The sequence below is a fragment of the Streptomyces sp. NPDC042100 genome (genome assembly GCF_055582325.1).
Genome location: NZ_JBVJDK010000009.1, coordinates 116,812 through 141,160 on the forward strand (window position 1 = coordinate 116,812; position 24,349 = coordinate 141,160).

Genomic DNA, 24,349 nt, shown 5'->3' on the forward strand with positions numbered 1-24,349 from the left:
CTCAGGCAACCCTTGCCGTCGGCGGTGCGTTGCGGCGTCGGCGGACTGCAGGAAGCGTACGCGCAAGGATCACCAGGTCCATGCCGAGCCAGTGGTGGTCCACATAGTGGAGGTCCAGCAGCTCGCGCTCCTCCCAGGGCAGCTCCGAGCGCCCGCTGATCTGCCAGAGTCCTGTCATCCCGGGGCGCACGGTCAGCCGGCGCCGTCCGTCGCCGGTGGACTCCCGGTGGCCGGGCGCCAGCGCGCACGGTCCCACCAGCGACATCTCGCCCCGTACGACGTGCAGCAGCAGCGGCAGCGTGGCCAGCGGGCTCTTCGTGCGGAAGGTCAGCATCGTGAAGACGCGCCCGCCGCGCCCCGCGACCGGGCGGCGGCGCAGCGCCCCGCGCGGGCTGCTGGTGCCGAGGGTGACCGAGAGGGCGACGAGGGCGATCAGCGGGGAGAGCAGCGCCAGCAGGGCCAGCCCGCCCGCCACGTCCACCGCGCGTTTCGCCGTCATGCGCGCGCACCTCCTGGCGAGAATCATGGGATATGTCCGGACTCTCTCACGCGCGGGCGGTCCTTATCGGGGAATGACGCGCCCTCTGCGACCCTTCGGGTGAGGGTCTGTGAGCGAGAGGGAGGGCGAAGAGTTGAGTCCATGAGACTCAAGTCTGTTGACTCGGGGCCGGTCGTCATGCATCCTTGAGTCAGATCCACTCAAGTCAGTTAGCTGGAGGAATCGAAATGGCACGTGCGGTCGGCATCGACCTGGGCACCACTAACTCCGTCGTCAGCGTTCTCGAAGGCGGCGAGCCCACCGTCATCACCAACGCCGAAGGCGCCAGGACCACGCCGTCCGTCGTCGCCTTCGCCAAGAACGGCGAGGTGCTCGTCGGCGAGGTCGCCAAGCGCCAGGCGGTCACCAACGTCGACCGGACCATCCGGTCCGTGAAGCGCCACATGGGCACCGACTGGAAGATCGAGCTGGACGGGAAGAACTTCAACCCGCAGCAGATGTCGGCGTTCATCCTCCAGAAGCTGAAGCGCGACGCCGAGGCGTACCTGGGCGAGAAGGTGACCGACGCGGTCATCACCGTCCCCGCGTACTTCAACGACTCGGAGCGCCAGGCCACCAAGGAGGCCGGTGAGATCGCGGGCCTCAACGTCCTGCGCATCGTCAACGAGCCGACCGCCGCTGCGCTGGCCTACGGCCTCGACAAGGACGACCAGACGATCCTCGTCTTCGACCTCGGTGGCGGCACCTTCGACGTGTCCCTCCTGGAGATCGGCGACGGCGTCGTCGAGGTGAAGGCCACCAACGGTGACAACCACCTCGGTGGCGACGACTGGGACCAGCGCGTCGTCGACTACCTGGTGAAGCAGTTCGCCAACGGGCACGGCGTGGACCTGTCCAAGGACAAGATGGCCCTCCAGCGTCTGCGCGAGGCGGCCGAGAAGGCGAAGATCGAGCTCTCCTCCTCGACGGAGACCACGATCAACCTGCCCTACATCACGGCCTCCGCCGAGGGCCCGCTGCACCTGGACGAGAAGCTCACCCGCGCGCAGTTCCAGCAGCTGACCGCGGACCTCCTGGACCGCTGCAAGACCCCGTTCCACAACGTCATCAAGGACGCCGGCATCGCGCTGTCCGAGATCGACCACGTGGTCCTCGTCGGCGGCTCGACCCGCATGCCGGCCGTCGCCGAGCTCGTCAAGGAGCTGACCGGCGGCAACGAGGCCAACAAGGGCGTGAACCCGGACGAGGTCGTCGCCATCGGCGCCGTCCTGCAGGCCGGTGTCCTCAAGGGCGAGGTCAAGGACGTCCTGCTCCTCGACGTCACCCCGCTGTCCCTCGGCATCGAGACCAAGGGCGGCATCATGACCAAGCTCATCGAGCGCAACACCACGATCCCGACCAAGCGGTCCGAGATCTTCACGACGGCCGAGGACAACCAGCCGTCCGTGCAGATCCAGGTCTACCAGGGCGAGCGCGAGATCGCGGCGTACAACAAGAAGCTCGGCATGTTCGAGCTGACCGGCCTTCCGCCGGCCCCGCGCGGCGTCCCGCAGATCGAGGTCGCCTTCGACATCGACGCCAACGGCATCATGCACGTGACCGCCAAGGACCTGGGCACGGGCAAGGAGCAGAAGATGACCGTCACCGGCGGCTCCTCGCTGCCGAAGGACGAGGTCAACCGGATGCGCGAGGAGGCCGAGCAGTACGCGGAGGAGGACCACCGCCGCCGCGAGGCCGCCGAGACCCGCAACCAGGGCGAGCAGCTCGTCTACCAGACGGAGAAGTTCCTCAAGGACAACGAGGACAAGGTCCCCGGTGACGTCAAGACCGAGGTCGAGACCGCCGTCGCCGAGCTGAAGGAGAAGCTCAAGGGCGAGGACTCCGCGGAGATCCGCACCGCCACCGAGAAGGTCGCGGCCGTCTCCCAGAAGCTCGGCCAGGCGATGTACGCCGACGCCCAGGCCGCCCAGGGTGCCGCCGGCGCCGAGGGTGCCCAGCAGGCCAAGGCCGACGACGACGTCGTCGACGCCGAGATCGTCGACGACGAGAAGCCGAAGGGCGGCGCTGCCTGATGCCGGAGGAGACCCCGGGCTTCGAGGAGAAGCCCGAAGTCCCCGCCGAGGGCACGCCCGAGGAGCCCGAGACCGCCGCCGCCTCCGCCGACAAGGCGGAGGGGGCGGCCCCGGCCGGGGACGCGAGTGACGTGGCCCTGCTGGCGCAGCTGGACCAGGCCCGTACGGCGCTCGGCGAGCGCACGGCGGACCTCCAGCGCCTGCAGGCCGAGTACCAGAACTACCGCCGCCGGGTCGAGCGGGACCGGGTGACGGTCAAGGAGATCGCCGTGGCGAGCCTCCTGACCGAACTGCTGCCCGTGCTCGACGACATCGGCCGGGCGCGGGACCACGGCGAGCTGGTGGGCGGCTTCAAGTCCGTCGCCGAGTCGCTGGAGACCGTCGCCGCCAAGATGGGGCTCCAGCAGTTCGGCAAGGAGGGCGAGCCCTTCGACCCGACGATCCACGAGGCCCTGATGCACTCGTACGCGCCGGACGTCACCGAGACGACCTGCGTGGCGATCCTGCAGCCGGGGTACCGGATCGGCGAGCGGACCATCCGTCCCGCGCGCGTGGCCGTCGCCGAGCCCCAGCCGGGCGCGGCCCCGGCCGGCAAGGAAGAGAAGAAGGCCGACGAGGAGAGCGGTGCCCCCGAAGAGGGGTGACGCAGTGACCGTCCGGAAGGAGGGACGTCGATGAGTACGAAGGACTTCGTCGAGAAGGACTACTACAAGGTTCTCGGCGTCCCCAAGGACGCCACCGACGCCGAGATCAAGAAGGCGTACCGGAAGCTCGCCCGCGAGAACCACCCGGACGCCAACAAGGGCGACGCCAAGGCGGAGGAGCGCTTCAAGGAGATCTCCGAGGCGAACGACGTCCTCGGGGACCCGAAGAAGCGCAAGGAGTACGACGAGGCGCGCGCCCTGTTCGGCAACGGGGGCTTCCGTGCCGGACCCGGCGGGGCGGGCGGCTCGTTCAACTTCGACCTGGGCGACCTCTTCGGCGGCGCCCAGGGCCCCGGCGGAGCCGGCGGCTTCGGGGGCGGCGGCGGTCTCGGGGACGTCTTCGGCGGCCTGTTCAACCGGGGCGCCGGCGGTGCGGGCACCCGCACCCAGCCGCGCCGTGGGCAGGACATCGAGTCCGAGGTGACGCTCAGCTTCACCGAGGCCATCGAGGGCGCCACCGTGCCCCTGCGGATGTCCAGCCAGCAGCCTTGCAAGGCGTGTTCGGGCACCGGCGACAAGAACGGCACCCCCCGGGTGTGCCCGACCTGCGTCGGCACCGGGCAGGTCTCGCGCGGCAGCGGCGGCGGCTTCTCGCTGACCGACCCGTGCGTGGACTGCAAGGGCCGCGGCCTGATCGCGGAGAACCCCTGCGAGGTCTGCAAGGGCAGCGGCCGGGCCAAGTCCTCGCGGACCATGCAGGTGCGCATCCCGGCGGGTGTCAGCGACGGCCAGAAGATCCGGCTGCGCGGCAAGGGCGCCCCGGGCGAGCGCGGCGGGCAGAACGGCGACCTGTACGTCGTCGTGCACGTCGACGCGCACCCGGTGTTCGGCCGCAGGGACGACAACCTCACCGTCACGGTGCCCGTCAGCTTCGCCGAGGCGGCGCTCGGCGGCGAGGTCAAGGTCCCGACGCTGGGCGGCCCCCCGGTCACCCTGAAGCTGCCCGCGGGCACGCCCAACGGGCGCACCATGCGCGCCCGGGGCAAGGGCGCCGTCCGCAAGGACGGCACGCGCGGCGACCTCCTGGTGACCGTGGAGATCGCGGTGCCGAAGGACCTGGGCGACAAGGCCCGCGAGGCCTTGGAGACCTACCGCGAGGCCACGGCGGGTGAAGACCCCAGGGCAGAGCTGTTCCAGGCCGCGAAGGGAGCTTGAGGACATGGACGGTCGTCGCCGTAACCCGTACCAGCTGACCGACGAGACGCCGGTGTACGTCATCTCGGTGGCGGCCCAGCTGTCCGGTCTGCACCCGCAGACCCTCCGCCAGTACGACCGCCTGGGCCTGGTGTCCCCGGACCGCGCCGCGGGCCGAGGGCGCCGCTATTCGGCCCGCGACATCGAGCTGCTCCGCCAGGTGCAGCAGCTGTCGCAGGACGAGGGCATCAACCTGGCCGGCATCAAGCGCATCATCGAACTGGAGAACCAGGTCGCGGCGTTGCAGAGCCGGATCGCCGAGCTGTCCTCGGCGGTCGAGGGCGCGGCGGCGGCGATGCGCCAGCGCGAGGCCCAGGTCCACGCCTCGTACCGGCGGGACCTGGTGCCCTACACGGACGTGCAGCAGGCCAGCGCGCTGGTCGTCTGGCGGCCGGGGCACAAGCGCGGCGAGTAGCCCGTCCCGTACGCCGGGCCGCGAAGCCCGCCGTAGTCGCCGTACCTCCCTCGGGACGCCGTCCCGCAGGCCCTGAGGACCCTCACGAGGCCCCTTCCGCTCCGGCGGAGGGGGCCTCGTCGAGGATTCCGGACTGGGCGATGAGGTAGCCGAGCTGCGCGCGGCTGCCGCTGCCGAGGGTGGTGGCCAGCCGGGCGATGTGGGCGCGGCAGGTGCGCACGTTCATGCCGAGGCGGCGGGCGATGGCCTCGTCGACGTGGCCCTCGACGAGGAGCTTGGCGATGGAGTGCTGGACGCCGCTGATGCCGCCCTTGCGCTGGGCGCCGGGGACCTGTTCGCCGAAGGGGGTGGCGCGGGCCCAGGACTGCTCGAAGACGGTGGCCAGGTACTCCACGAGCCCCGGGTGGCGCAGTTCCAGGGCGACCTGGCGGTCCTGGCGGGCGGGGATGAGGGCGATGGAGCGGTCGATGATGATGAGCCGCTCGATGCTCTCCTCCAGGGTGCGGACCTGGAGGCGGTTCATGCCGGCCTGTTCCAGGTAGACCTGCATCCCGGGGCTGTGGCGGGCGGTGTGCTGGTAGAGGGTGCGGACCCGGACGCCTCGGTCCAGGAGCGGCTGGACGCGGTTGAGGGCGGTGTTGAGGGTGTGCTCGCTGCGTCCGCCGCCGGGCTGGACGGTGAGGAGCTCCTGGGAGCACTCGGCGGTGGCCCGGCCGAGCACGGCGTCGATGCGGTGGATGCCTTCGAGCACGGTGATGGCGTGGGTGGTCGAGGGGTCCTGGGCGCTGATGGCCATGAAGGGCTCGAAGGTGCTGGAGAGGCCCATGGCCAGGGCGCGCCGGTCCTGGATCTCCCGCTCCAGGGGCTGGACGAGCCGGGCGAGCGCCGCCGAGGGCGGGACGGGCCGCAGCCAGGAGGGATCGTCCGGATCGGGATGCAGCAGGTCGAGGTCCATGAGGCAGGGTGCGGCTTCTGCCTCGGTCCTGGTTATTCGCCCGATCCGCAACGCACTTGCGTACAAGTCCGTTCCGGCTGCACAGAGGTCGACATGCCCGTGAGGATGTGTCGGGTCTGTCGGTTTCTGCGGCATATGCACACCCCCCAGGATCCTGTATTTCAGGAACATGATGCATTGCCCCGGTGGTGCCAGCGCAAAGACTGAGCCATCGTCTTGTACGCGGGGGAGAGGAAACCATCAAGTGAGGTCGAAGCCGCTCATGTCCACGAAACTGCTTCGCTCGATACTTGCTTCCGTCTTCATTGGGGCGGCGGCAGTAGGAGCGCTGGCCGTCAGCGACCCGGTGTGGGACAGCGCGCCCGCCAAGGTCGTCGCGGCACCGATTGACCCCGTCTGGGACTTCGCCCCGGCCGGTCAGCTCGACCCCGTATGGGACTCCAGCCCGGCGGACGCGGACGCATGACCGTGCCCCCGGACGACAGGACCTTCCGGCGGGAGATGGCTTCGGCCTACCGGTCCGGGTGGCACTTCGTCGATCTCGTCACGGCCATCCCCCACCGTGGCGACTCGCTGATGGTCACCCTCTTCGGAGAACCGATCGTCGTCGCCCGGGAACAGGACGAGGACGTCCGTGCCTACCGGTGTCTGCGCCGGCCCCGTGGCGCCCCGCAGCCCGTCCGCTGTGCCATCCGGTACGGCATGATCTTCGTCAATCTCGACCAGCGGGACCACCAGCTGGTCGAGGCCGAGACCATCACCGCCACCCCCCGCAGTGCCTGAGCGATTCCCCCGTCGTTGTAGATCGCTCCGGCACTTCCCCCACACAGCGGCGCCATCGCGGACCTGAAACGCGATGGCGCCGTTGTGCGTCTCCGGCCAGAATCGGCCGTTCCGCTTATGGCCGGAATTGGCCCTTCCGCTACGCCCGGCCCATCGCGCGGGTCAGCGTGATCTCGATGACCACCCGGTCCGGGTTCGGCTCCGGGGTGCGCCCGTAGCGCGCCGCGTAGCGGTCCACCGCGTCCGCGACGGCCTCGGCCTCCGTGCGGATCCTGGCGATGCCCTCCAGGGTGGCCCAGCGCCCCTTGTCGACCTGGCAGACCGCCGCCTTGGCGCCCTCCGCGCCCGCCGCCAGCACGTTGGCGACCTTCCGGCTGTGCTTGTTGGTGATCACCCGGGCCACCCCCTGCTCCGGGTCGTACGTGACGCCCACCGCCACCACGTGCGGGGTGCCGTTCGGGCGGAGGGTGGTCAGGGTCGACATGTGGTACTCGCGCCAGAAGCCGAGATACGAGTCGCCGGGGTTCCTCGGGTCGGTAGCCATGCCCGGAAACTACCGCCGAGGGGCCCCGCGCCGAAACCTTCACCTTGAGCGGAATAGACTCAACTTTATGTACGCTGTATGAGTCATACGGGTACGAGGAGTACGTACGAGTCGAGCTCAACGGAGGAGACCCCGCACGTGGACGCCGAACTGACCAACAGGAGCCGGGACGCGCTGAACGCGGCCAGCAGCCGCGCCGTGTCCCAGGGGCACGCCGATCTGACCCCCGCGCATCTTCTCCTGGCGCTGCTCACGGGTCAGGACAACGAGAACATCACCGACCTGCTCGCCGCCGTCGAGGCCGACCAGGCCGCCGTGCGCTCGGGCGCGGAGCGGCTGCTCGCCGCCCTGCCCAGCGTCACCGGGTCCACGGTCGCGCCCCCGCAGCCCAACCGCGAGCTCCTCGCGGTGATCGCCGACGCCGCCGACCGCGCGAAGCGGCTGGGCGACGACTTCATCTCCACCGAGCACCTGCTGATCGGCACCGCCGCCAAGGGCGGGCAGGCCGGCGGGGTGCTCGACGCGCAGGGCGCCACCGCCGCCCGCCTCCAGGACGCCTTCGAGAAGAGCCGGGGCGCCCGCCGGGTGACCACCGCCGACCCGGAGGGCTCGTACAAGGCCCTGGAGAAGTTCGGCACCGACTTCACCGCCGCCGCCCGCGAGGGCAAGCTGGACCCGGTCATCGGCCGCGACCACGAGATCCGGCGCGTCGTCCAGGTCCTCTCCCGCCGCACCAAGAACAACCCGGTCCTCATCGGCGAGCCCGGCGTCGGCAAGACCGCCGTCGTCGAGGGCCTCGCCCAGCGGATCGTGAAGGGCGACGTGCCCGAGTCGCTCAGGAACAAGCGGCTGATCTCGCTCGACCTCGGCGCCATGGTCGCCGGCGCGAAGTACCGAGGCGAGTTCGAGGAGCGGCTGAAGACCGTCCTCTCCGAGATCAAGGAGAGCGACGGCGAGGTCATCACCTTCATCGACGAGCTGCACACCGTCGTCGGCGCGGGCGCGGGCGGCGACTCCGCCATGGACGCCGGCAACATGCTGAAGCCGATGCTGGCCCGCGGCGAGCTGCGCATGGTCGGCGCCACCACCCTCGACGAGTACCGCGAGCGGATCGAGAAGGACCCCGCGCTGGAGCGCCGCTTCCAGCAGGTCCTGGTCGCCGAGCCGAGCGTCGAGGACACCGTCGCCATCCTGCGCGGGCTCAAGGGCCGCTACGAGGCCCACCACAAGGTGCAGATCAACGACTCCGCCCTGGTGGCCGCCGCGACCCTGTCCGACCGGTACATCACCTCCCGCTTCCTGCCCGACAAGGCCATCGACCTCGTCGACGAGGCCGCCAGCCGGCTGCGCATGGAGATCGACTCCTCGCCCGTCGAGATCGACGAGCTCCAGCGCTCCGTCGACCGGCTCAATATGGAGGAGCTCGCCCTCTCCAAGGAGACCGACGCCGCCAGCGTCCAGCGCCTGGAGAAGCTGCGCCGCGACCTCGCCGACCGCGAGGAGGAGCTGCGCGGGCTCACCGCCCGCTGGGAGAAGGAGAAGCAGTCCCTCAACCGCGTCGGCGAGCTCAAGGAGCGTCTCGACGCCCAGCGCGGGCTCGCCGAGCGCGCCCAGCGCGACGGCGACTTCGACACCGCGTCCAAGCTGCTGTACGGGGAGATCCCGGGCCTGGAGCGGGAGCTGGCCGAGGCCACCGAGGCCGAGCGCGCGGCCCAGAAGGACACCATGGTCAAGGAGGAGGTCGGCCCGGACGACATCGCCGACGTCGTCGGCTCCTGGACCGGCATCCCCGCCGGGCGCCTGCTGGAGGGCGAGACGCAGAAGCTGCTGCGCATGGAGGACGAGCTCGGCCGCCGCCTGATCGGCCAGAGCGAGGCCGTGCGCGCCGTCTCCGACGCCGTCCGCCGCACCCGCGCGGGCATCGCCGACCCTGACCGGCCCACCGGCTCCTTCCTCTTCCTCGGCCCCACCGGCGTCGGCAAGACCGAGCTCGCGAAGGCCCTCGCCGACTTCCTCTTCGACGACGAGCGGGCCATGGTCCGCATCGACATGTCGGAGTACGGCGAGAAGCACTCCGTCGCCCGGCTCGTCGGCGCGCCCCCCGGCTACGTCGGCTACGAGGAGGGCGGCCAGCTCACCGAGGCCGTCCGCCGCCGCCCGTACAGCGTGGTGCTGCTCGACGAGGTGGAGAAGGCGCACCCGGAGGTCTTCGACGTGCTGCTCCAGGTCCTGGACGACGGGCGGCTCACCGACGGCCAGGGCCGCACGGTCGACTTCCGCAACACGATCCTGATCCTCACCTCCAACCTGGGCAGCCAGTACCTGGTGGACCAGGGGACCTCCGAGGACGAGAAGCGGGCCCGGGTGCTGGACGTGGTCCGGGCGAGCTTCAAGCCCGAGTTCCTCAACCGGCTCGACGAGATCGTGGTCTTCTCCGCCCTGGACCGGGACGAGCTGGGCCGCATCGCGCGCCTCCAGATCGACCGGCTGGCCCGCCGCCTCGCCGACCGCCGGCTCACCCTGGAGGTCACCCCCGAGGCCCTGGCCTGGCTGGCCGACGAGGGCAACGACCCGGCGTACGGCGCCCGCCCGCTGCGCCGCCTGATCCAGTCCGCGATCGGTGACCGGCTGGCCCGGGAGATCCTGTCCGGCGAGGTCCGCGACGGGGACACGGTCCGGGTGGACCGCTTCGAGGACGGCCTGATCGTCGGCCGGGCCGAGGTCTGACCCGCCCACGGAGCGGCGCCCCCGCGGCCCGGATCAGCTTGCAGCGGATCCAGGCCGTGGGGGCTTGCCACCCCCCGCCCGGCATGAGGGAGGATGGCCGCATCCGTACGAAGGGAAATCCCGGTGAGCATCGACCCGTCCTCGATTCCGAATTTCGGGGGTCAGCCCCAGCCCCAGGCAGGACCGGCGGGCCCCGTCGTTCCCGACCAGGACCTGGTGAAGCAGCTCCTCGACCAGATGGAGCTCAAGTACGTCGTCGACGACGAGGGTGACCTCGCGGCGCCGTGGGAGGAATTCCGCACGTACTTCATGTTCCGCGGCGAGGACGAGCAGCAGGTCTTCTCGGTCCGCACGTTCTACGACCGCCCGCACGCGGCGGACGACCGCGCGAAGGTCCTCGACGCGATCGACGACTGGAACCGCCGCACCCTGTGGCCCAAGGTCTACACCCACCTGCACGAGGAGGAGGACGGCTCCGCCACCCTCCGCCTCATCGGCGAGGCCCAGATGCTGATCGGCACCGGTGTGTCGCTGGAGCACTTCGTGTCCTCCACCGTCAGCTGGGTGCGCGCCTCGATCGAGTTCGACAAGTGGGTCGTCGAGCAGTTCGGCCTGGAGTCCCCGGAGGACAAGGAGCCGGGCGAGTCCGGCGAGTGAAGCGCCACCGCTCCTGACACCTGTGGCGCCCATGGCGCCTATACGGCCATGCGTGCCAGCGTGAGCACGTACGGCCCGTAGCCGAACGAGAGCCCGGCCAGGCCCGCGATCACCAGGATCGCGGCGCGTGGCCGGGCTCTCGTCAGTGCCAGGGCCACCGGGAGCAGCAGCGGGAAGGCGGGCAGCAGGAAGCGCGGCTTCGACTCGAAGAAGCCGGAGCCGCCGACGGTGATCAGGACGAGCACCCCGGTGTAGACGAGCACGGGCAGCGGCGGGCGCTCCACGAAGGCGAGCAGCGCGAAGAGCAGCACCCCGACGCCGGTGATCACCAGGGCCATCACGAAGCCCGCCTGGGTCGGGCCGCGCAGCATCTCCCGGACGAAGCGGAGGGCGCCCCGGCCGAGGTCGAAGCGGGAGGTCCAGCCGGACTGGACGGCGAAGTAGCCGCCGAGCGGATCGCCCTCGCGGACCCCGACCCACAGCACGTACGAGAGCCAGCCGGCCGGGGCGAGCAGGGCCGCCGCCCAGGGGCGCGGCCCGGTCCGGCCGCGCCGCCGCCACAGCTCGGCGGCGACGGCGGCCAGCACGGCGGCGGCGACGGCCACCCCGTTGGGCCGGGAGAGTCCGGCGAGCGCGGCGAGGGTGCCCGCGAGGAGCCAGCGGCGGGTCAGCAGGGCGTGGAGCGACCAGGCGGCGAAGGCGGTCATCAGGGGTTCGGTGTACGCCATGGTCAGCACGACCGAGTGCGGCAGCAGCCCCCACAGCAGCACCAGCACGACGGCCGCCCGGCGGCCCGCGATCCGCTCGGTGACCAGGTAGATCCCCCAGGCCGCGGCCCCGGCGGCCAGCCAGGACAGCAGCAGGCCGGCCGTCCCGTACGCGACGGGCAGGACGGTCGCGACGGCGCGCACGAGGCCCGGGTAGAGCGGGAAGAAGGCCAGGTCGGACTGGACGGCGCCGTCTCCCCAGGGCACGGTGCGGCCGTAGCCGTGGGCGGCGATCCGGGTGTACCAGTCGGAGTCCCAGGACTTCGCGAGCAGGGCCCGGGGGGAGCGGTCGAGGTGCCAGGCCCACAGGGCGAGGACCAGGGTGCCGGTGAGGCGGGCGGCGGCGAACAGCCCGAGCGCGGGGGCCGCCCGGTGCAGCGCGGCCTGCCATCGGGGCACCCGCCGGGCGGCGGCGGGGGCGGTGCGCGGGGCGGACGCCGGGCGGTCGAGGGTCTCGGCGGACAGGGGGGCACCTCCGTGCACGCGGAAATCCGGTCACATCCGACACATCGGACGAAACGTCGTACGACAAATCGGTTTACCCGATCAACCGCGCGGCACGGAGGGGGCGCGCGGGTCAGAAGCGCCGGATCACCCGGAGCTTGCCCGTGTACGTCTCGCCCGGGTCGCCGTCGAGCACCGACCGGCCGCCGACGTCGGCGAGGGTCGGGCCGTTGGGCGTCTTGCGGCTGGACAGGAAGCGGCGCAGGCCACGGTGGTCCGCGCCGGCGTAGATCCCGATGTGACCGCCCGCCGAGGGGTCCGTGTCCGGGTCGAAGAAGACCACGTCGCCGATCCGCAGCCCGTCCAGCGGCGGGGCCGAGGTGCCCCCGTCGGCGATCTTCACGCCCGGCCCCGAGCCCGCCTGCCGCGTCGAGGTGCGGGGCAGTCCGCGCAGGTCGGGGGCGGCGTTCTCGTGCAGCAGGGGCAGCTTCATGTGGAAGCCGTAGACCATCCGGACGTACCCGGAGCAGTCGAGGGACTTCAGGTACGGGGCCTCCGGCTGCCGGACCGGGAAGCCGTCGAACTTGTACGAGATCCCCAGGTACTCCTGGAAGTCGGCGCCGATCGAGCGCTCGCCGGTGTCCGGGGCGGGCGCGCTGTAGCGGGAGGTGCCCAGCAGCTGCGTGGTGCGCGGCACCTTGTCGCCGTCCTCCACGACCCCGGTCACCGCCGGTGCCCCCGGCAGGTACATGGCGGCGTACGCCAGCGCGTCCGGCGAGGAGTCGCCCGCCCAGGCGCCGACCCGCTGGGCGAGCGCGGGCGTCCAGGTGCCGTCGAAGGGCTCCGGGAGCACCCGGACCCAGGTGTCGTGGCTGATCACCGGCGGGTCGGTCCAGGACGCCTCCTCGACGAGGAAGTCGTAGACCCGGGCCTCGGTGCCCGCCGAGGCCGTCTCGGCGGCGTGCGCCCGCACGCCGACGGCCCCGGCGCCGAGGGCGGTGTCCGGCTCGGGGTCGCGCAGCGCGAACCGCCAGTCGGGGGTGGCCTCGCCGTGCTTCCAGGCCCGCGCGCGCAGCGTCCCCTCGGCCTTCTCGACCTGCACCCACCAGTGGTCGAAGGCGGCGAAGCCGGTGCCGACGGTGACGGGGGCGGCGAGCACGACGACGTTCCTGTCGTCGAGCGCCTTCTCCATCGTGAGCTGCACCTCCCCGGCCGGGGTGACGATCAGGCGGGCCCGGTAGTGGGTGACCAGGGCCGAGAGGGAGAAGGTCAGCGCGAGCGAGAGCGGGCCGCCGACGGGCTTCCTGTCGAAGGAGAAGCGGGCGCGGGCCCGGACGTCGCCGATGGCCTTGTCGGAGAGGTAGGAGTGCCGGCTCTCGCCGGGCGTCCGGAGCGTGACGACGGCCCGGCCCTGCTCGACCTTGTAGTCCCCGACGTGGGCGTCGTCCTTGCTGTTGGGGATCCAGGAGCCGCCCTCGGGGGACTGGCCCCAGCCGGTCGTGCCCGAGGTCAGGGTCCGGTCGAAGGCGTCCGTGACGGGCCGCTTCTGCTCGGTGAACCAGCGCCGGGGCCCGCGCACGGTCACGGTCCGCGCCCCCGTGGTGAGGGTCGCGAGGACACCCCCGGCGTCCGCGACCTCCAGCCCGCCGGGTATCGCCCGGGTGGTCAGCGGCCCGGCCGGGTGGGCGGTGTAGTGCCAGGGGTCGGTGGGGTCGAGGACCATCGGCAGCCGGGCGCCGGGCACCGGGGCGGACGGCAGCGGCGCCGCCCCGGCCGGCGGGACGTCGGCGGCGACGGCGGGCGCCGCCCCGGCGAACGGGAGCGCCCCGCCCGCCGCGACACCGGCGAAGGCGAACAGGGCGGCCCGGCGGCTGGGCGCGAAACGCGCGGACGCGGGCGCGGACTCGACCGCGGACGGAGACACGGACGGAGACGCGGACGGAGACGCGGACGGGGCCGCGGGCTCGGGTGCGGCGGAATGCGGTGCGGACATGGACGGGTACCCCCCGGGGTCTAGGGCCCGATCGCCTCGTCGACGATCAAGGACGAGGGGACCCTACCCGTGCCCCCGCGCCGCCCTCAGGCCAGCCGCTTCAGCCGGTCCACCGCCTCCTGGAGGACTTCGGTCCGCTTGCAGAAGGCGAAGCGGACGAAGGGCGCGCCCTCCTCGCGGTGGTCGTAGAAGACCGCGTTCGGGATCGCGACGACGCCCGCGCGCTCCGGCAGCGCCCGGCAGAAGGCGAAGCCGTCGCTCTCGCCGAGGGGGCGGATGTCGGTGGTGACGAAGTAGGTGCCGGCCGGGCGGTGCACGCCGAAGCCCGCGGCGGCCAGGCCCTCGCTCAGCAGGTCCCGCTTGGCCTGGAGTTCGGCGCGCAGGCCGTCGGTGAAGGAGTCGGGCAGCCGCAGCGCCTCGGCGACGGCGTACTGGAAGGGGCCGGAGGAGACGTAGGTGAGGAACTGCTTGGCGGAGCGGACGGCGCTCGTCAGCTCCGGGGTCGAGGTGATCCAGCCGACCTTCCAGCCGGTGAAGGAGTACGTCTTGCCCGCCGAGCCGATGGTCACGGTCCGCTCCCGCATCCCCGGCAGGCTCGCCAGCGGGACGTGTTCGGCGCCGTCGAAGACCAGGTGCTCGTAGACCTCGTCGGTGACGACGAGCAGGTCGCGCTCCTGGGCGAGTTCGGCGATCGCGGTGAGCTCGGCGCGGCTGAGGACGGTGCCGGTGGGGTTGTGCGGGGTGTTGAGGAGGATCAGCCGGGTCCGGTCGGTGACCGCCGCGCGCAGCTCGTCCAGGTCGAGCGCGAAGGCCCCGTCGTGCGGGCGCAGGGTGACGGGCACCCGGGTGCCGCCCGCCATGGCGACGCAGGCGGCGTACGAGTCGTAGTACGGCTCCAGGGCGATGACCTCGTCGCCCGGCTCGACCAGGGCCAGCAGCGCGGCGGCGATCGCCTCGGTGGCCCCGGCGGTGACCAGGACCTCGCTGTCGGGGTCGTACTCCAGGCCGTAGCGGCGGCGCTGGTGGTCGGCGACCGCCGCGCGCAGCTCGGGGATGCCGGGGCCGGGCGGGTACTGGTTGCCGTGCCCCTCGCGCAGCGCGCGGACCGCGGCCTCGCGGATCTCCTCGGGGCCGTCGGTGTCGGGGAAGCCCTGGCCCAGGTTGATCGAGCCGGTGCGGGTGGCGAGGGCGGACATCTCGGCGAAGATCGTCGTACCGAACTCGGCGAGCCTGCGGTTGAGCGGCGGTCGTGTCATGCCCGTCATCCTGGGGCGAAGCTCTGGACTTGCTCAAGTGGGCTTTGAGCGTCGCCGGGGCCGGGAATCCCCCTCGCACGCCGGGAGAACGGCGGACGGAGACCGTGCCGGGGGGCACGGTCGGACATCACGGGGGAACAGTCATGGACGTCTTCATCATCGCGGTCTTCGCGGTCCTGGTCATCGGCGGCACCGCGGCCGTCCGGCGCAACGCCGCGGCCAAGCGGCGCCGGCGCCGCCGCGGCTGGGCGGGCGGCGGCGGCAGCGGGAGCAGCGGCAGCACCAGCGCCGGCTGCGGCTCGTCCTCGTCCTGCGGCTCCTCGTCCTCCTGCGGCTCGTCCTCGTCCTGCGGCTCCTCCTCGTCCTGTGGCGGCGGGGGCGGCTGCGGCTCCAGCTGACGTACGCAACGGGCGTCGCGGGCGCTTCCGTTGGGCCGGTGGGGGAGCCACACGATCGATTCCGACTGAACAGTTGAACCGTGGGGCCCCCTAGGGGATGGAAACCACGCCAAGTTGGGTAAAAACGCTGTGACCTACCCACGGTTCATGATTCCCTCGCTGTTGAGAACATCCAGCCCCTCGGACCGTGTGTGGACCCGAGCCGGCGATCCCCATTCCCGGTCGGAGCCCCTTCGCCGGGACGCCCCCGGCCCACCCGCCAAACCGTGTTTGCGGAGCCGATCCATGCTCACGACCCTGAAGACCTCCTACACCGACACCCGCGCCGCCGACCTGGCCTGGGCGCTGGGGCGCGATCCGCTGCCCGCGCTGGCGGTGCTCGACCTCGAACTGTCCGGAGCGAAACTCCAGTTGCGGCTGCTCGGCGCCTCCCACCAAGTGCTCCTGGAGGAGGCGGACCGCACCTGTTCGGAGACCGTCGCCTGCATGCCCGGCAGCAGCACACCGCTGCCGCTGGGCGTGTCCAAGCGGGTCGGCGAATGGGAGTACGAGTTCGCCGCGCGCGTCGAGACCCTGACGCAGGGCTCGTTCGCGGGCCGCGCCCAGGAGTTGCTCGCGCTCGTCGCCGACCACCCGCACGGCCTCGCGGGGACCTTCCCCGGCTCGCCGCACGCCTTCACGGCGATGCTGGCGCAGCGCCACGAGGGCCAGGTGCGCTGGCGCACCTGGCACGCGTACCCGCAGGAAGGGCAGTTGGTGGTGACCAGAACCCGGATCGGCGCGCGTATGCCCGCGACACTCTGACGCGCCGAGGTTTCACCCCAGGTGCACTCGTGTGGGTGACAAACAGCGACAGATGAGTGACGTAGCGTTACGAGCATGATCGACCCGCCCGTGACCGCGCCCCCGCCAGCCCAGCGGGCGGTGCGGTTGCCGCCGGGTCGGCCGCGCCCGGTGCGCTATCCGGTGCTGGCGGTCGTGTTCGTGTGCGCCGCCTGCGGCCTGGTGTACGAGCTGGAGCTCGTGGCGCTCGCCTCGTATCTGATCGGCGACTCGGTCACCCAGGCGTCCGTCGTGCTGTCCGTCATGGTCTTCGCGATGGGCGTCGGCTCGCTGCTCGCCAAGCGGCTGCGCTGCCGCGCCGCCGTCGGCTTCGGCCTGGTCGAGTGCGGCCTCGCGCTGATCGGCGGCAGCTCGGCCATGGTGCTGTACGCGGCCTTCGCCTGGCTCGGCGAGGCCCGCTATGTGCTGGTGGCGTTCTCGCTGGCCATCGGCGTGCTCATCGGCGCCGAGATCCCGCTGCTGATGTCGCTGATCCAGCAGGGCCCCCGGCGCGAGCAGGACGCCGCCGGAACCGTCGCCGACCTCTTCGCCGCCGACTACGTGGGCGCGCTCGTCGGCGGGCTCGCCTTCCCGTTCCTGCTGCTGCCCTGGCTCGGGCAGCTCACCGGCGCCCTCGTCACCGGCGCGGTGAACGCGGTGGCCGGCGGCGCCCTCGTGCTCTGGCTGTTCCGCCGCGACCTCACCCGCCGCTCCCGCTGGCTGCTGGTCGGCGCCAACGTCGTCGTGCTCGCCGCGCTCGGCGCCGCCACCGCCCTCGCCGACGACTTCGAGGAGGCCGCGCGCCGGGCCGTCTACGGGGCCGACGTGCGGGTCGCCGTCCGCACCCCGCTCCAGGACGTGGTGGTCACCGGCGGCCTCGGCGGCCCGCCCGACCTCTTCCTCGACGGGCGGCTGCGGGTCGGCGGCCGCGACGAGTACCGCTACCACGAGGCCCTGGTGCACCCCGCGATGAACGGGCCCCGCGCCCGGGTGCTGATCCTCGGCGGCGGCGACGGACTGGCCGCCCGCGAGGTGCTGCGCTACGCCGACGTCCGCGCCGTCACCGTCGTCGAGCTCGACCCCGGGGTCGTCCGCCTCGTCCGCACCGACCCCGAGCTCGCCGCGCTCAACGGGCAGGCCTTCCGCGACCCCCGCGTCACCGTCGCCTACGGGGACGCCTTCCGCTGGCTCCGCACGGCCCGGCTCCCACGGGACCGGTACGACGTGGTGATCTCCGACCTCCCCGACCCCGGCCTCACGGCCGGCGCCAAGCTCTACTCGGAGGAGTTCTACGGGCTGGTCGCCCGCGCCCTCGCCCCCGGCGGGCGGCTCGTCGTCCACGCCGGATCGGCGGGCGCCCGCCCCCGCGCCTACTGGACCGTCGACGCCACCCTGCGCGCCGCCGGCTTCGCCACCCGCCCGTACGGGGCGGACCCGGGCGCGACAGCCGCCCCCGCGCGGGCGGCTCGGGCGCCCACCGCCCCGTGGGGCTTCCTGCTGGCCGCCCTCGCCCCGGACCGCCCGCCCCTCGCGCTCGCCCCGGCCGCGCCCCGGCTGCGCTCCCTGACCACCCGCTCGCTCACCACGGCGGAGGCCCGCGTCGAGCGGACCCGCACCCCACGGGAGGCCGGGCTGCCGCCGTCCACGCTCGTGCACCCGCGCTACTGACCGGGCATCCGGCGTCCCCGGTGGCACGCGAACAGGCGACGGGCGGCGTCCGTCTGAGTAGGCTCGGCTTCCATGGAGCATGAGGTGTTCGTCCCGGTCCCGGCCGAGGTCCTGCGCGCCACGCTGACGGACCCGGCGCGGGTCGCGCGCTGCGTCCCCGGTCTCCAGCAGGACCCCGCCACGGACACGGACCCGCTCGCCGGGCGCCTGAAGGTCCGGGTGGGCGGCAACACCATCACCTACCGAGGCGCCCTGCGGCTCACCGCCGGCGCGGACGGCGCCTTCGCCGTCGTGGGCGAGGGCGAGGAGGTGCGCGGCAAGGGCTCGGCGGCCCTGGAGCTGACGCTCACCCTCACCCCGGTGGCCGAGGGCACCACGCTCGGCTTCACCGGCCGCGTCGACGCCTCCGGCCGCCTCGCCGAGGCCGACCCCGAGGCCCGCCACACGGCCGGCGCCCGCCTCCTCGACCGCTTCGCCGAGGCGCTGGCCGCCGTCGCCGACGTCGAGGCCGAGCTGGCGGCGGAGGGCGGCGACGACGACAGCGACGACGACGGGGTGGACGACGGGGTCGAGGAGCCCGGGGGTGCGGACGCGGCCGACGGCACCGACGGCACCGACGGCACCGACGGCACCGACGGCACCGACGGCACCGACGGCACCGACGGCACCGACGAAGCCGACGGCGGTGCGCCACGGCGTGGGCTCGACGGGCTCGACGGGCTCGAACTCGACGACGACCCCGGCGCGGCGGCCGGCCGGGGCGGCCGTACCGACCCGCTGACCCCGCCCGCCGCCGAGGCCGCCCACGCGCGCCGCACGATGATCGGCCGCAGCGCCGAGGAGGTCGACCACGCCCCGCCGCGCGGGCGCTACGCCCCCGTCCCGGCCCCCGAGACCTCCAGCGCCACCGCCACGCTGCGCTGGATCGCCCCCGCCGCCGCCCTCGCGATCGCCTCCGCCGTCGTCGTCGGACGGGCCCTGCGGCGACGCCGCTGACGGGGGAATCGGAGCAGGCCATAAGGTCGGTGTGTGAGCACTCTGACGCGACTGACGGCCGGCGACGCCGAGTTGACCATCGACCCCGAGCACGGCTGCCGCATCGTCGGCCTGCGCATCGGGGGCACCGAACTGCTGCTCCAGGGTGAGCGCTTCGGCTCCTTCGTGATGGCGCCCTGGGCGGGCCGCACCGCCGACGCGCGCTTCCGCAACGGCGGCACCGTGCACCGGCTGCCCGTCAGCGAGCACGCCGCCCCGCACGCCCTGCACGGCACCGTCCGTGACGTCCCATGGAAGACCGCGGAGGTCACCGCGAGCACCGCCGCGTTCACCACCGCGCTCACCGACCCCTGGCCGTACAGCGGTCTGGTCACCCAGACCTTCGAGCTGACCGAGGACTCCCTGACGCTCCAGCTCGGTGTGGAGACCCTCGGGGCCTCCTTCCCGGCGCAGGTCGGCTGGCACCCCTGGTTCCGCCGCAGCCTCGGCGGCGCGGACGTCGAGCTCGACTTCGCCCCGGGCTGGCAGGAGGAGCGCGGCGCCGACCATCTGCCCACCGGCCGGCGCGTCGAGCCGACCCCGCGCCCCTGGGACGACTGCTTCGGGATGCCCGGCGGCGTCGACATCACCCTCACCTGGCCGGAGCAGCTCGAACTGGGCGTGACCAGCCGGGCCGAGTGGCTGGTGATCTACGACGAGCCGGCCGACGCGGTCTGCGTCGAGCCGCAGTCCGGCCCGCCGAACGGCCTCAACACCCACCCGCGGCTCGTCACCTCGATCGACCCCCTGGAGCTCGCGGCGACCTGGCGCTGGCGTCGGCTCTGACCGGGCGGCTTTAAGCTCGTGAGCATGACTGACGTACGCGCTGAGCTGCTCCAGCAGATCAAGGACAAGGCCGTGGTGCACGGCAAGGTGACCCTCTCCTCGGGTCGTGAGGCCGACTACTACATCGACCTGCGCCGGATCACCCTGGACGGCGAGGCCGCGCCGCTGGTCGGCCAGGTCATGCTCGACCTGGCCAAGGACCTGGACTTCGACTGCGTCGGCGGTCTGACGCTGGGCGCCGACCCGGTCGCCACGTCGATGCTGCACGCCTCGGCCGCCCGAGGCGAGCGCCTGGACGCCTTCGTCGTGCGCAAGGCGCAGAAGGCCCACGGGATGCAGCGCCGGATCGAGGGCGCCGACGTCAAGGGCCGCCGCTGCCTGGTCGTGGAGGACACCTCCACCACCGGCGGCTCGCCCCTGACCGCCGTCGAGGCGGTCCGCGAGGCCGGCGGCGAGGTCGTCGCCGTGGCGACCATCGTCGACCGGGGCGCGGCCGGTGCCATCGCCGAGGCGGGGCTGCCGTACCTCACCGGTTACCAGCTCTCGGATCTCGGTCTGGCCTAACGGCGCCAAGTCGTGACTTAGGTCCCGGCGCTGTCGTAGGGCCCGTTCTGACCTGCGCTTTTGTGAAAAGGCGGGGTGTTTCACGTGAAACACCCCGCCTTTGCGTGTGCAGGGCCCGTGGGAGCTCGTACAGGAGTCTGGAAAGATGGGTGGTGACGATGACGTCGCCCCCAGGTCAGGGCCTAGCACCACACACCCGCACATCACAAGGAGCGGACGAATGCCCATCGCAACCCCCGAGGTCTACAACGAGATGCTCGACCGGGCGAAGGCAGGCAAGTTCGCCTACCCGGCCATCAACGTGACCTCCTCGCAGACTCTCCACGCCGCCCTGCGTGGTTTCGCGGAGGCCGAGAGCGACGGCATCATCCAGATCTCGACCGGTGGCGCCGAGTTTCTGGGCGGCCAGTACAAGAAGGACATGGTCACGGGCGCCGTCGCCCTGGCCGAGTTCGCGCACATCGTCGCCGCCAAGTACGACATCACGGTCGCGCTGCACACCGACCACTGCCCGAAGGACAAGCTGGACGGCTACGTCCGCCCGCTGCTCGACATCTCCGCCGAGCGCGTGGCCCGCGGCCTGAACCCGCTGTTCCAGTCGCACATGTGGGACGGCTCCGCCGAGACCCTCGCCGACAACCTGGCCATCGCCCAGGAGCTGCTGGCCAAGGCCGTCGCCGCCAAGATCATCCTTGAGGTCGAGATCACCCCGACCGGCGGCGAGGAGGACGGTGTCACGCACGAGATCAACGACGAGCTGTACACCACCGTCGACGACGCGCTGCGCACCGCCGAGGCGCTCGGCCTGGGCGAGAAGGGCCGCTACCTGCTGGCCGCCTCCTTCGGCAACGTCCACGGCGTCTACAAGCCGGGCAACGTCGTCCTCCGCCCCGAGCTCCTCAAGGACCTCCAGGCCGGTGTCGGCGAGAAGTACGGCAAGTCCTCGCCGTTCGACTTCGTCTTCCACGGCGGCTCCGGCTCCACCGCCGAGGAGATCGCCATCGCGCTGGAGAACGGCGTCGTGAAGATGAACCTCGACACCGACACCCAGTACGCCTTCACCCGCCCGGTCGTGGACCACATGTTCCGCAACTACGACGGCGTCCTGAAGGTCGACGGCGAGGTCGGCAAGAAGAACACCTACGACCCGCGCACCTGGGGCAAGCTGGCCGAGGCCGGCATGGCCGCCCGTGTCGGCGAGGCGTGTGTCGCGCTGCGCTCGGCCGGCACCAAGATGAAGTAAGCAGTCGCTGTTCATGTCGGGAGGTCCGGCTCCGGTTTCACGGGGCCGGGCCTCTCGGCGTTCCGGGGAGGAAACGAGACATGGTGGACGCGTTCGACTTCGACCGTGAGATAGACCGGCGGGGGACCTGGTCGGTGCAGTGGGACGGCATATCCGACCGCTTCGGCGTGCCCGACCTGCTGCCCTTCACCATCTCCGACATGGACTTCGCCTCCCCGCCGGCCGTCCTCGACGCCCTGCGCGAGCGCGTCGGCCACGGGGTCTTCGGCTACACCGACTGGCGGCTCGGGGAGTTCCGGGAGGCCGTCCGGGACTGGTACGCCGAGCGGTACGGGACCGTCGTCGACCCCGAGGCCATGGTCTACGCGCCCTCCGTGCTCAACCAGCTCTCCCAGCTGCTGCGGATGTGGACCGGACCGGGAGACGGCGTGGTCGTCCACCGCCCCACCTACGACGGCTTCCGCAAGGCCGTCACCGGGCTCGGGCGCGAGCTGCGCGGGGTGCCGCTCGACGACCCCGAGGCCCTGGAGCGGGAGCTGGCCCGGCCCGACAGCCGGATGCTGCTGCTCTGCTCCCCGCACAACCCGACCGGGCGGGTCTGGAGCGCCGACGAGCTCAAGGAGTTCGCCCGGCTCGCCGAGCGGTACGGCGTCGCCGTCGTCAGCGACGAGATCCACGCCGACCTGACCGCCGCCGGGCACCGCCACGTGCCCTGGGCCGCCGTCGCCGAGGCGGGACGGGGGCGGCGCTGGGCGATGGTCACCTCCGGGACCAAGGCGTTCAACTTTCCCGCGCTCTCCGGCTCGTACGGGTTCCTCGGCGACCCCGACGAGCGGGTCGCCTTCATCCGGCGCATGGAGACCGGGGAGGGCCTGGCCTCGCCCGCCGTGCTCTCGCTCACCGCGCACATCGCCGCCTACCGGCACGGGGCGCCCTGGCTGGACGCGCTCCGCGCCTACGTCGCCGGGACCATGCGGCTCGTCGAGGAGCGGATCGCCGAGGGGCTGCCCGGCGTCGTCTGGTCCCCGCCGCAGGCCGGCTATCTCGCCTGGATCGACCTGCGCCCGCTCGGCATCGACGAGTCCGCGCTCCAGGAGGAGCTGGTGACCGCCGAACGGGTCGCCATCATGCCCGGCGGGACCTACGGCACCCCCGGCTTCGTCCGGCTCAACGTCGGCTGCCCTCGGGCCAAGGCCGAGCGGGGGATCGACGCGCTGGTGCGGGCGGCGGGGCGGCTGCGGGTGAGCTAGGGCCTGTCGTCAGACCCGCGCCCGGCTCGCGGCGACCGGCCCGCGCCCCGTGCCGGTTTCGGTGGGCGGGTTCCGCTCGTTCGCGGGACCATGCTGGCATGGACATCCGGCTCGCCTCGGGCACGGGGCGCTGGATCGTGTTCACCACGGTCCTCGGCTCCGGCATGGCGCTGCTCGACTCGACCGTCGTCAACGTCGCCCTGCCGCACATCGGCGAGGACCTCGGCGCCGACCTCGCCGACCTCCAGTGGACCGTCAACGCCTACATGCTCACCCTCGCCGGGCTGATCCTGCTCGGCGGCTCGCTCGGCGACCGGTACGGGCGGCGGCGGGTCTTCGTGATCGGCGTCGTCTGGTTCGCCGTCGCCTCCCTGCTGTGCGGGCTCGCCCCCAACGCGGGCGTCCTGGTCGCCGCGCGGGCCCTCCAGGGTGTCGGCGGGGCGCTCCTCACGCCCGGCTCGCTGGCGCTGATCCAGGCCAGCTTCCACGAGGACGACCGGGCGAAGGCGGTCGGCCTGTGGTCCGGCTTCGGCGGGGTGGGGGCGGCGGTCGGGCCGTTCGTGGGCGGCTGGCTGGTGGACGGGCCCGGCTGGCGCTGGGTCTTCTTCCTGAACGTGCCGCTCGCCCTGGTCTGCGTCCCCGTCGCCCTGCGGCACGTCCCCGAGTCCCGCGACGAGGCCGTGCACGGGCGCTTCGACGTGCTGGGCGCGGTGCTCGGCGCGGCCGGACTCGCCCTCGTGACGTACGCGCTGATCGCGCAGGCGTGGTGGGCCGGGGCGGCCGGGGTGCTGGTCGGCGCCTGGTTCGTCGGCGTGGAGCGGCGGCGGGCCGAGGGCGCGATGGTGCCGCCCTCGGTGTTCCGGTCGCGGATCTTCACCGCCGTCAACCTGGTCACGCTCTGCGTCTACGGGGCCTTCGGCGGGTTCTTCTTCCTGGCCGCGCTCCAGCTCCAGGTGGTGTCCGGCTACTCGGCGCTCGCCGCCGGCACCGCGATGCTGCCGACGACGGTCCTGATGCTGCTGGGCTCCGCGAAGTCCGGCGAGCTCGGCGAGCGCACCGGGCCGAGGCTGCCGCTCACCGTGGGGCCGCTGCTGTGCGCGGCCGGGATGCTGCTGATGCTGCGGGTCGGCGAGGACGCCTCGTACCTGACGGACGTGCTGCCCGCCATGCTGGTGCTCGGGCTCGGCATGACGACCCTGGTCGCGCCGCTCACGGCGACGGTGCTCGCCTCCGTGCCGGTGGCGCGGGCCGGGCTGGCCAGCGGGATCAACAACGCGGCGGCCCGCGCGGCGGGGCTGCTCGCGGTGGCCGCGCTGCCCGCGCTGACCGGGATGAGCCCGGAGGCGTACCGCTCGGCGGAGGAGTTCGGGGACACGTTCCGGCGGGCGATGCCGCTGTGCGCGGGGCTGCTGGTCGTGGGCGCGGGGCTCGCCTGGGCGGTCGTCCGGTCGCCCGAGGCGCCGGCCCGGCAGCCCGAGAGCCGCTACCACTGCGGGGTGACCGCGCCGCCGCTGGACCCGGGCGACCAGGGCTGAAGCCCCGGCACCGCCCGCGCGGGATGCGGGGCGCCCGC

23 protein-coding genes are annotated in these 24,349 nt (G+C 72.7%); 17 read left to right on the forward strand and 6 right to left on the reverse strand.

The annotated features are described in order from the left end of the window. Position 1: 1 nt before the first annotated feature. Positions 2-499 carry a sugar transferase gene (locus ACZ6J5_RS21425; RefSeq protein ID WP_469393782.1) on the reverse strand — a complete coding sequence of 166 codons (498 nt, stop codon included), beginning with the start codon at positions 497-499 and terminating at the stop codon, positions 2-4. Between the two features lie 227 nt (positions 500-726). Here ACZ6J5_RS21425 and dnaK point away from each other — a divergent pair, with 227 nt between their 5' ends. Genes dnaK through ACZ6J5_RS21445 form a run of 4 tightly spaced genes read left to right on the forward strand, consistent with a single transcriptional unit; the run spans position 727 to position 4,884 of the window. Then, on the forward strand, positions 727-2,571 hold the full coding sequence (gene dnaK / locus ACZ6J5_RS21430) for a molecular chaperone DnaK (protein WP_469393784.1): 1,845 nt from the start codon (positions 727-729) through the stop codon (positions 2,569-2,571). Then, on the forward strand, positions 2,571-3,215 hold the full coding sequence (gene grpE / locus ACZ6J5_RS21435) for a nucleotide exchange factor GrpE (RefSeq protein WP_469393786.1): 645 nt from the start codon (positions 2,571-2,573) through the stop codon (positions 3,213-3,215). The genes dnaK and grpE overlap by 1 nt, the downstream gene beginning before the upstream one ends. A gap of 30 nt (positions 3,216-3,245) precedes the next feature. Then, positions 3,246-4,430, forward strand: a complete 1,185-nt coding sequence (gene dnaJ, locus ACZ6J5_RS21440) for a molecular chaperone DnaJ (RefSeq protein WP_469393788.1) — start codon at positions 3,246-3,248, stop codon at positions 4,428-4,430. 4 nt (positions 4,431-4,434) lie between these two features. Beyond that, positions 4,435-4,884: a heat shock protein transcriptional repressor HspR gene (locus tag ACZ6J5_RS21445; RefSeq protein ID WP_469393790.1), complete on the forward strand. Its 450-nt coding sequence runs from the start codon at positions 4,435-4,437 to the stop codon at positions 4,882-4,884. An 82-nt stretch (positions 4,885-4,966) separates the two neighbouring features. Here the strand turns inward: ACZ6J5_RS21445 and ACZ6J5_RS21450 are convergent, their stop codons facing one another. Further along, on the reverse strand, positions 4,967-5,974 hold the full coding sequence (locus tag ACZ6J5_RS21450; RefSeq protein WP_469394186.1) for a helix-turn-helix transcriptional regulator: 1,008 nt from the start codon (positions 5,972-5,974) through the stop codon (positions 4,967-4,969). A 127-nt stretch (positions 5,975-6,101) separates the two neighbouring features. Between ACZ6J5_RS21450 and ACZ6J5_RS21455 the strand changes: the two genes are divergently transcribed. Next, positions 6,102-6,305: a hypothetical protein gene (locus ACZ6J5_RS21455; RefSeq protein ID WP_469393792.1), complete on the forward strand. Its 204-nt coding sequence runs from the start codon at positions 6,102-6,104 to the stop codon at positions 6,303-6,305. After that, positions 6,302-6,622 carry a (2Fe-2S)-binding protein gene (locus ACZ6J5_RS21460; protein ID WP_469393794.1) on the forward strand — a complete coding sequence of 107 codons (321 nt, stop codon included), beginning with the start codon at positions 6,302-6,304 and terminating at the stop codon, positions 6,620-6,622. Before ACZ6J5_RS21455 ends, ACZ6J5_RS21460 begins: the two co-directional genes overlap by 4 nt. 139 nt (positions 6,623-6,761) lie before the next feature. Here the strand turns inward: ACZ6J5_RS21460 and ACZ6J5_RS21465 are convergent, their stop codons facing one another. Then, the gene (locus tag ACZ6J5_RS21465) at positions 6,762-7,166 is read right to left on the reverse strand and encodes a pyridoxamine 5'-phosphate oxidase family protein (protein WP_469393796.1); all 405 of its coding nucleotides are present in this window, start codon (positions 7,164-7,166) and stop codon (positions 6,762-6,764) included. 138 nt (positions 7,167-7,304) lie between these two features. Between ACZ6J5_RS21465 and clpB the strand changes: the two genes are divergently transcribed. Together clpB and ACZ6J5_RS21475 are read left to right on the forward strand one after the other, a co-directional pair. Continuing rightward, positions 7,305-9,893: an ATP-dependent chaperone ClpB gene (clpB, locus tag ACZ6J5_RS21470; RefSeq protein WP_469393798.1), complete on the forward strand. Its 2,589-nt coding sequence runs from the start codon at positions 7,305-7,307 to the stop codon at positions 9,891-9,893. Positions 9,894-10,016: 123 nt separating this feature from the next. Beyond that, complete coding sequence (locus ACZ6J5_RS21475) at positions 10,017-10,550, forward strand: type III secretion system chaperone family protein (RefSeq protein WP_469393800.1); 534 nt, start codon at positions 10,017-10,019, stop codon at positions 10,548-10,550. Positions 10,551-10,588: 38 nt separating this feature from the next. Here ACZ6J5_RS21475 and ACZ6J5_RS21480 read toward each other — a convergent pair whose 3' ends face one another. The 3 genes from ACZ6J5_RS21480 to ACZ6J5_RS21490 form a co-directional block, all read right to left on the reverse strand. Beyond that, positions 10,589-11,716, reverse strand: coding sequence for a glycosyltransferase family 39 protein (locus tag ACZ6J5_RS21480; RefSeq protein WP_469394188.1), 1,128 nt, complete (start codon positions 11,714-11,716; stop codon positions 10,589-10,591). A gap of 178 nt (positions 11,717-11,894) precedes the next feature. Continuing rightward, on the reverse strand, positions 11,895-13,685 hold the full coding sequence (locus ACZ6J5_RS21485) for an NlpC/P60 family protein (protein WP_469393802.1): 1,791 nt from the start codon (positions 13,683-13,685) through the stop codon (positions 11,895-11,897). A gap of 155 nt (positions 13,686-13,840) precedes the next feature. After that, entirely contained in the window at positions 13,841-15,019 is a 1,179-nt protein-coding gene (locus tag ACZ6J5_RS21490) for a pyridoxal phosphate-dependent aminotransferase (RefSeq protein WP_469393804.1), read from the reverse strand. 134 nt (positions 15,020-15,153) lie between these two features. On the opposite strand from ACZ6J5_RS21490, the gene ACZ6J5_RS21495 reads away from it, so the two are divergent. The 9 genes from ACZ6J5_RS21495 to ACZ6J5_RS21535 all read left to right on the forward strand — a co-directional run bounded on the left by ACZ6J5_RS21495 (position 15,154) and on the right by ACZ6J5_RS21535 (position 24,311). Continuing rightward, the gene (locus tag ACZ6J5_RS21495) at positions 15,154-15,408 is read left to right on the forward strand and encodes a hypothetical protein (RefSeq protein ID WP_469393805.1); all 255 of its coding nucleotides are present in this window, start codon (positions 15,154-15,156) and stop codon (positions 15,406-15,408) included. A 285-nt stretch (positions 15,409-15,693) separates the two neighbouring features. Next, on the forward strand, positions 15,694-16,212 hold the full coding sequence (locus ACZ6J5_RS21500) for a DUF2617 family protein (RefSeq protein WP_362483743.1): 519 nt from the start codon (positions 15,694-15,696) through the stop codon (positions 16,210-16,212). Between the two features lie 75 nt (positions 16,213-16,287). Beyond that, complete coding sequence (locus tag ACZ6J5_RS21505) at positions 16,288-17,898, forward strand: polyamine aminopropyltransferase (RefSeq protein WP_469393807.1); 1,611 nt, start codon at positions 16,288-16,290, stop codon at positions 17,896-17,898. A 72-nt stretch (positions 17,899-17,970) separates the two neighbouring features. After that, on the forward strand, positions 17,971-18,894 hold the full coding sequence (locus ACZ6J5_RS21510) for an SRPBCC family protein (protein ID WP_469393809.1): 924 nt from the start codon (positions 17,971-17,973) through the stop codon (positions 18,892-18,894). A 33-nt stretch (positions 18,895-18,927) separates the two neighbouring features. Further along, entirely contained in the window at positions 18,928-19,719 is a 792-nt protein-coding gene (locus tag ACZ6J5_RS21515) for an aldose epimerase family protein (RefSeq protein ID WP_469393811.1), read from the forward strand. A gap of 24 nt (positions 19,720-19,743) precedes the next feature. Further along, complete coding sequence (gene pyrE, locus ACZ6J5_RS21520) at positions 19,744-20,283, forward strand: orotate phosphoribosyltransferase (RefSeq protein WP_469393813.1); 540 nt, start codon at positions 19,744-19,746, stop codon at positions 20,281-20,283. Between the two features lie 220 nt (positions 20,284-20,503). Continuing rightward, the gene (gene fbaA / locus ACZ6J5_RS21525; protein ID WP_469393814.1) at positions 20,504-21,526 is read left to right on the forward strand and encodes a class II fructose-bisphosphate aldolase; all 1,023 of its coding nucleotides are present in this window, start codon (positions 20,504-20,506) and stop codon (positions 21,524-21,526) included. An 80-nt stretch (positions 21,527-21,606) separates the two neighbouring features. After that, a complete protein-coding gene (locus tag ACZ6J5_RS21530) occupies positions 21,607-22,776 on the forward strand; it encodes a MalY/PatB family protein (protein ID WP_469393816.1) in 1,170 nt (389 codons plus the stop codon). 98 nt (positions 22,777-22,874) lie between these two features. Beyond that, the gene (locus tag ACZ6J5_RS21535) at positions 22,875-24,311 is read left to right on the forward strand and encodes an MFS transporter (RefSeq protein ID WP_469393818.1); all 1,437 of its coding nucleotides are present in this window, start codon (positions 22,875-22,877) and stop codon (positions 24,309-24,311) included. The last annotated feature ends 38 nt before the right edge of the window (positions 24,312-24,349 follow it).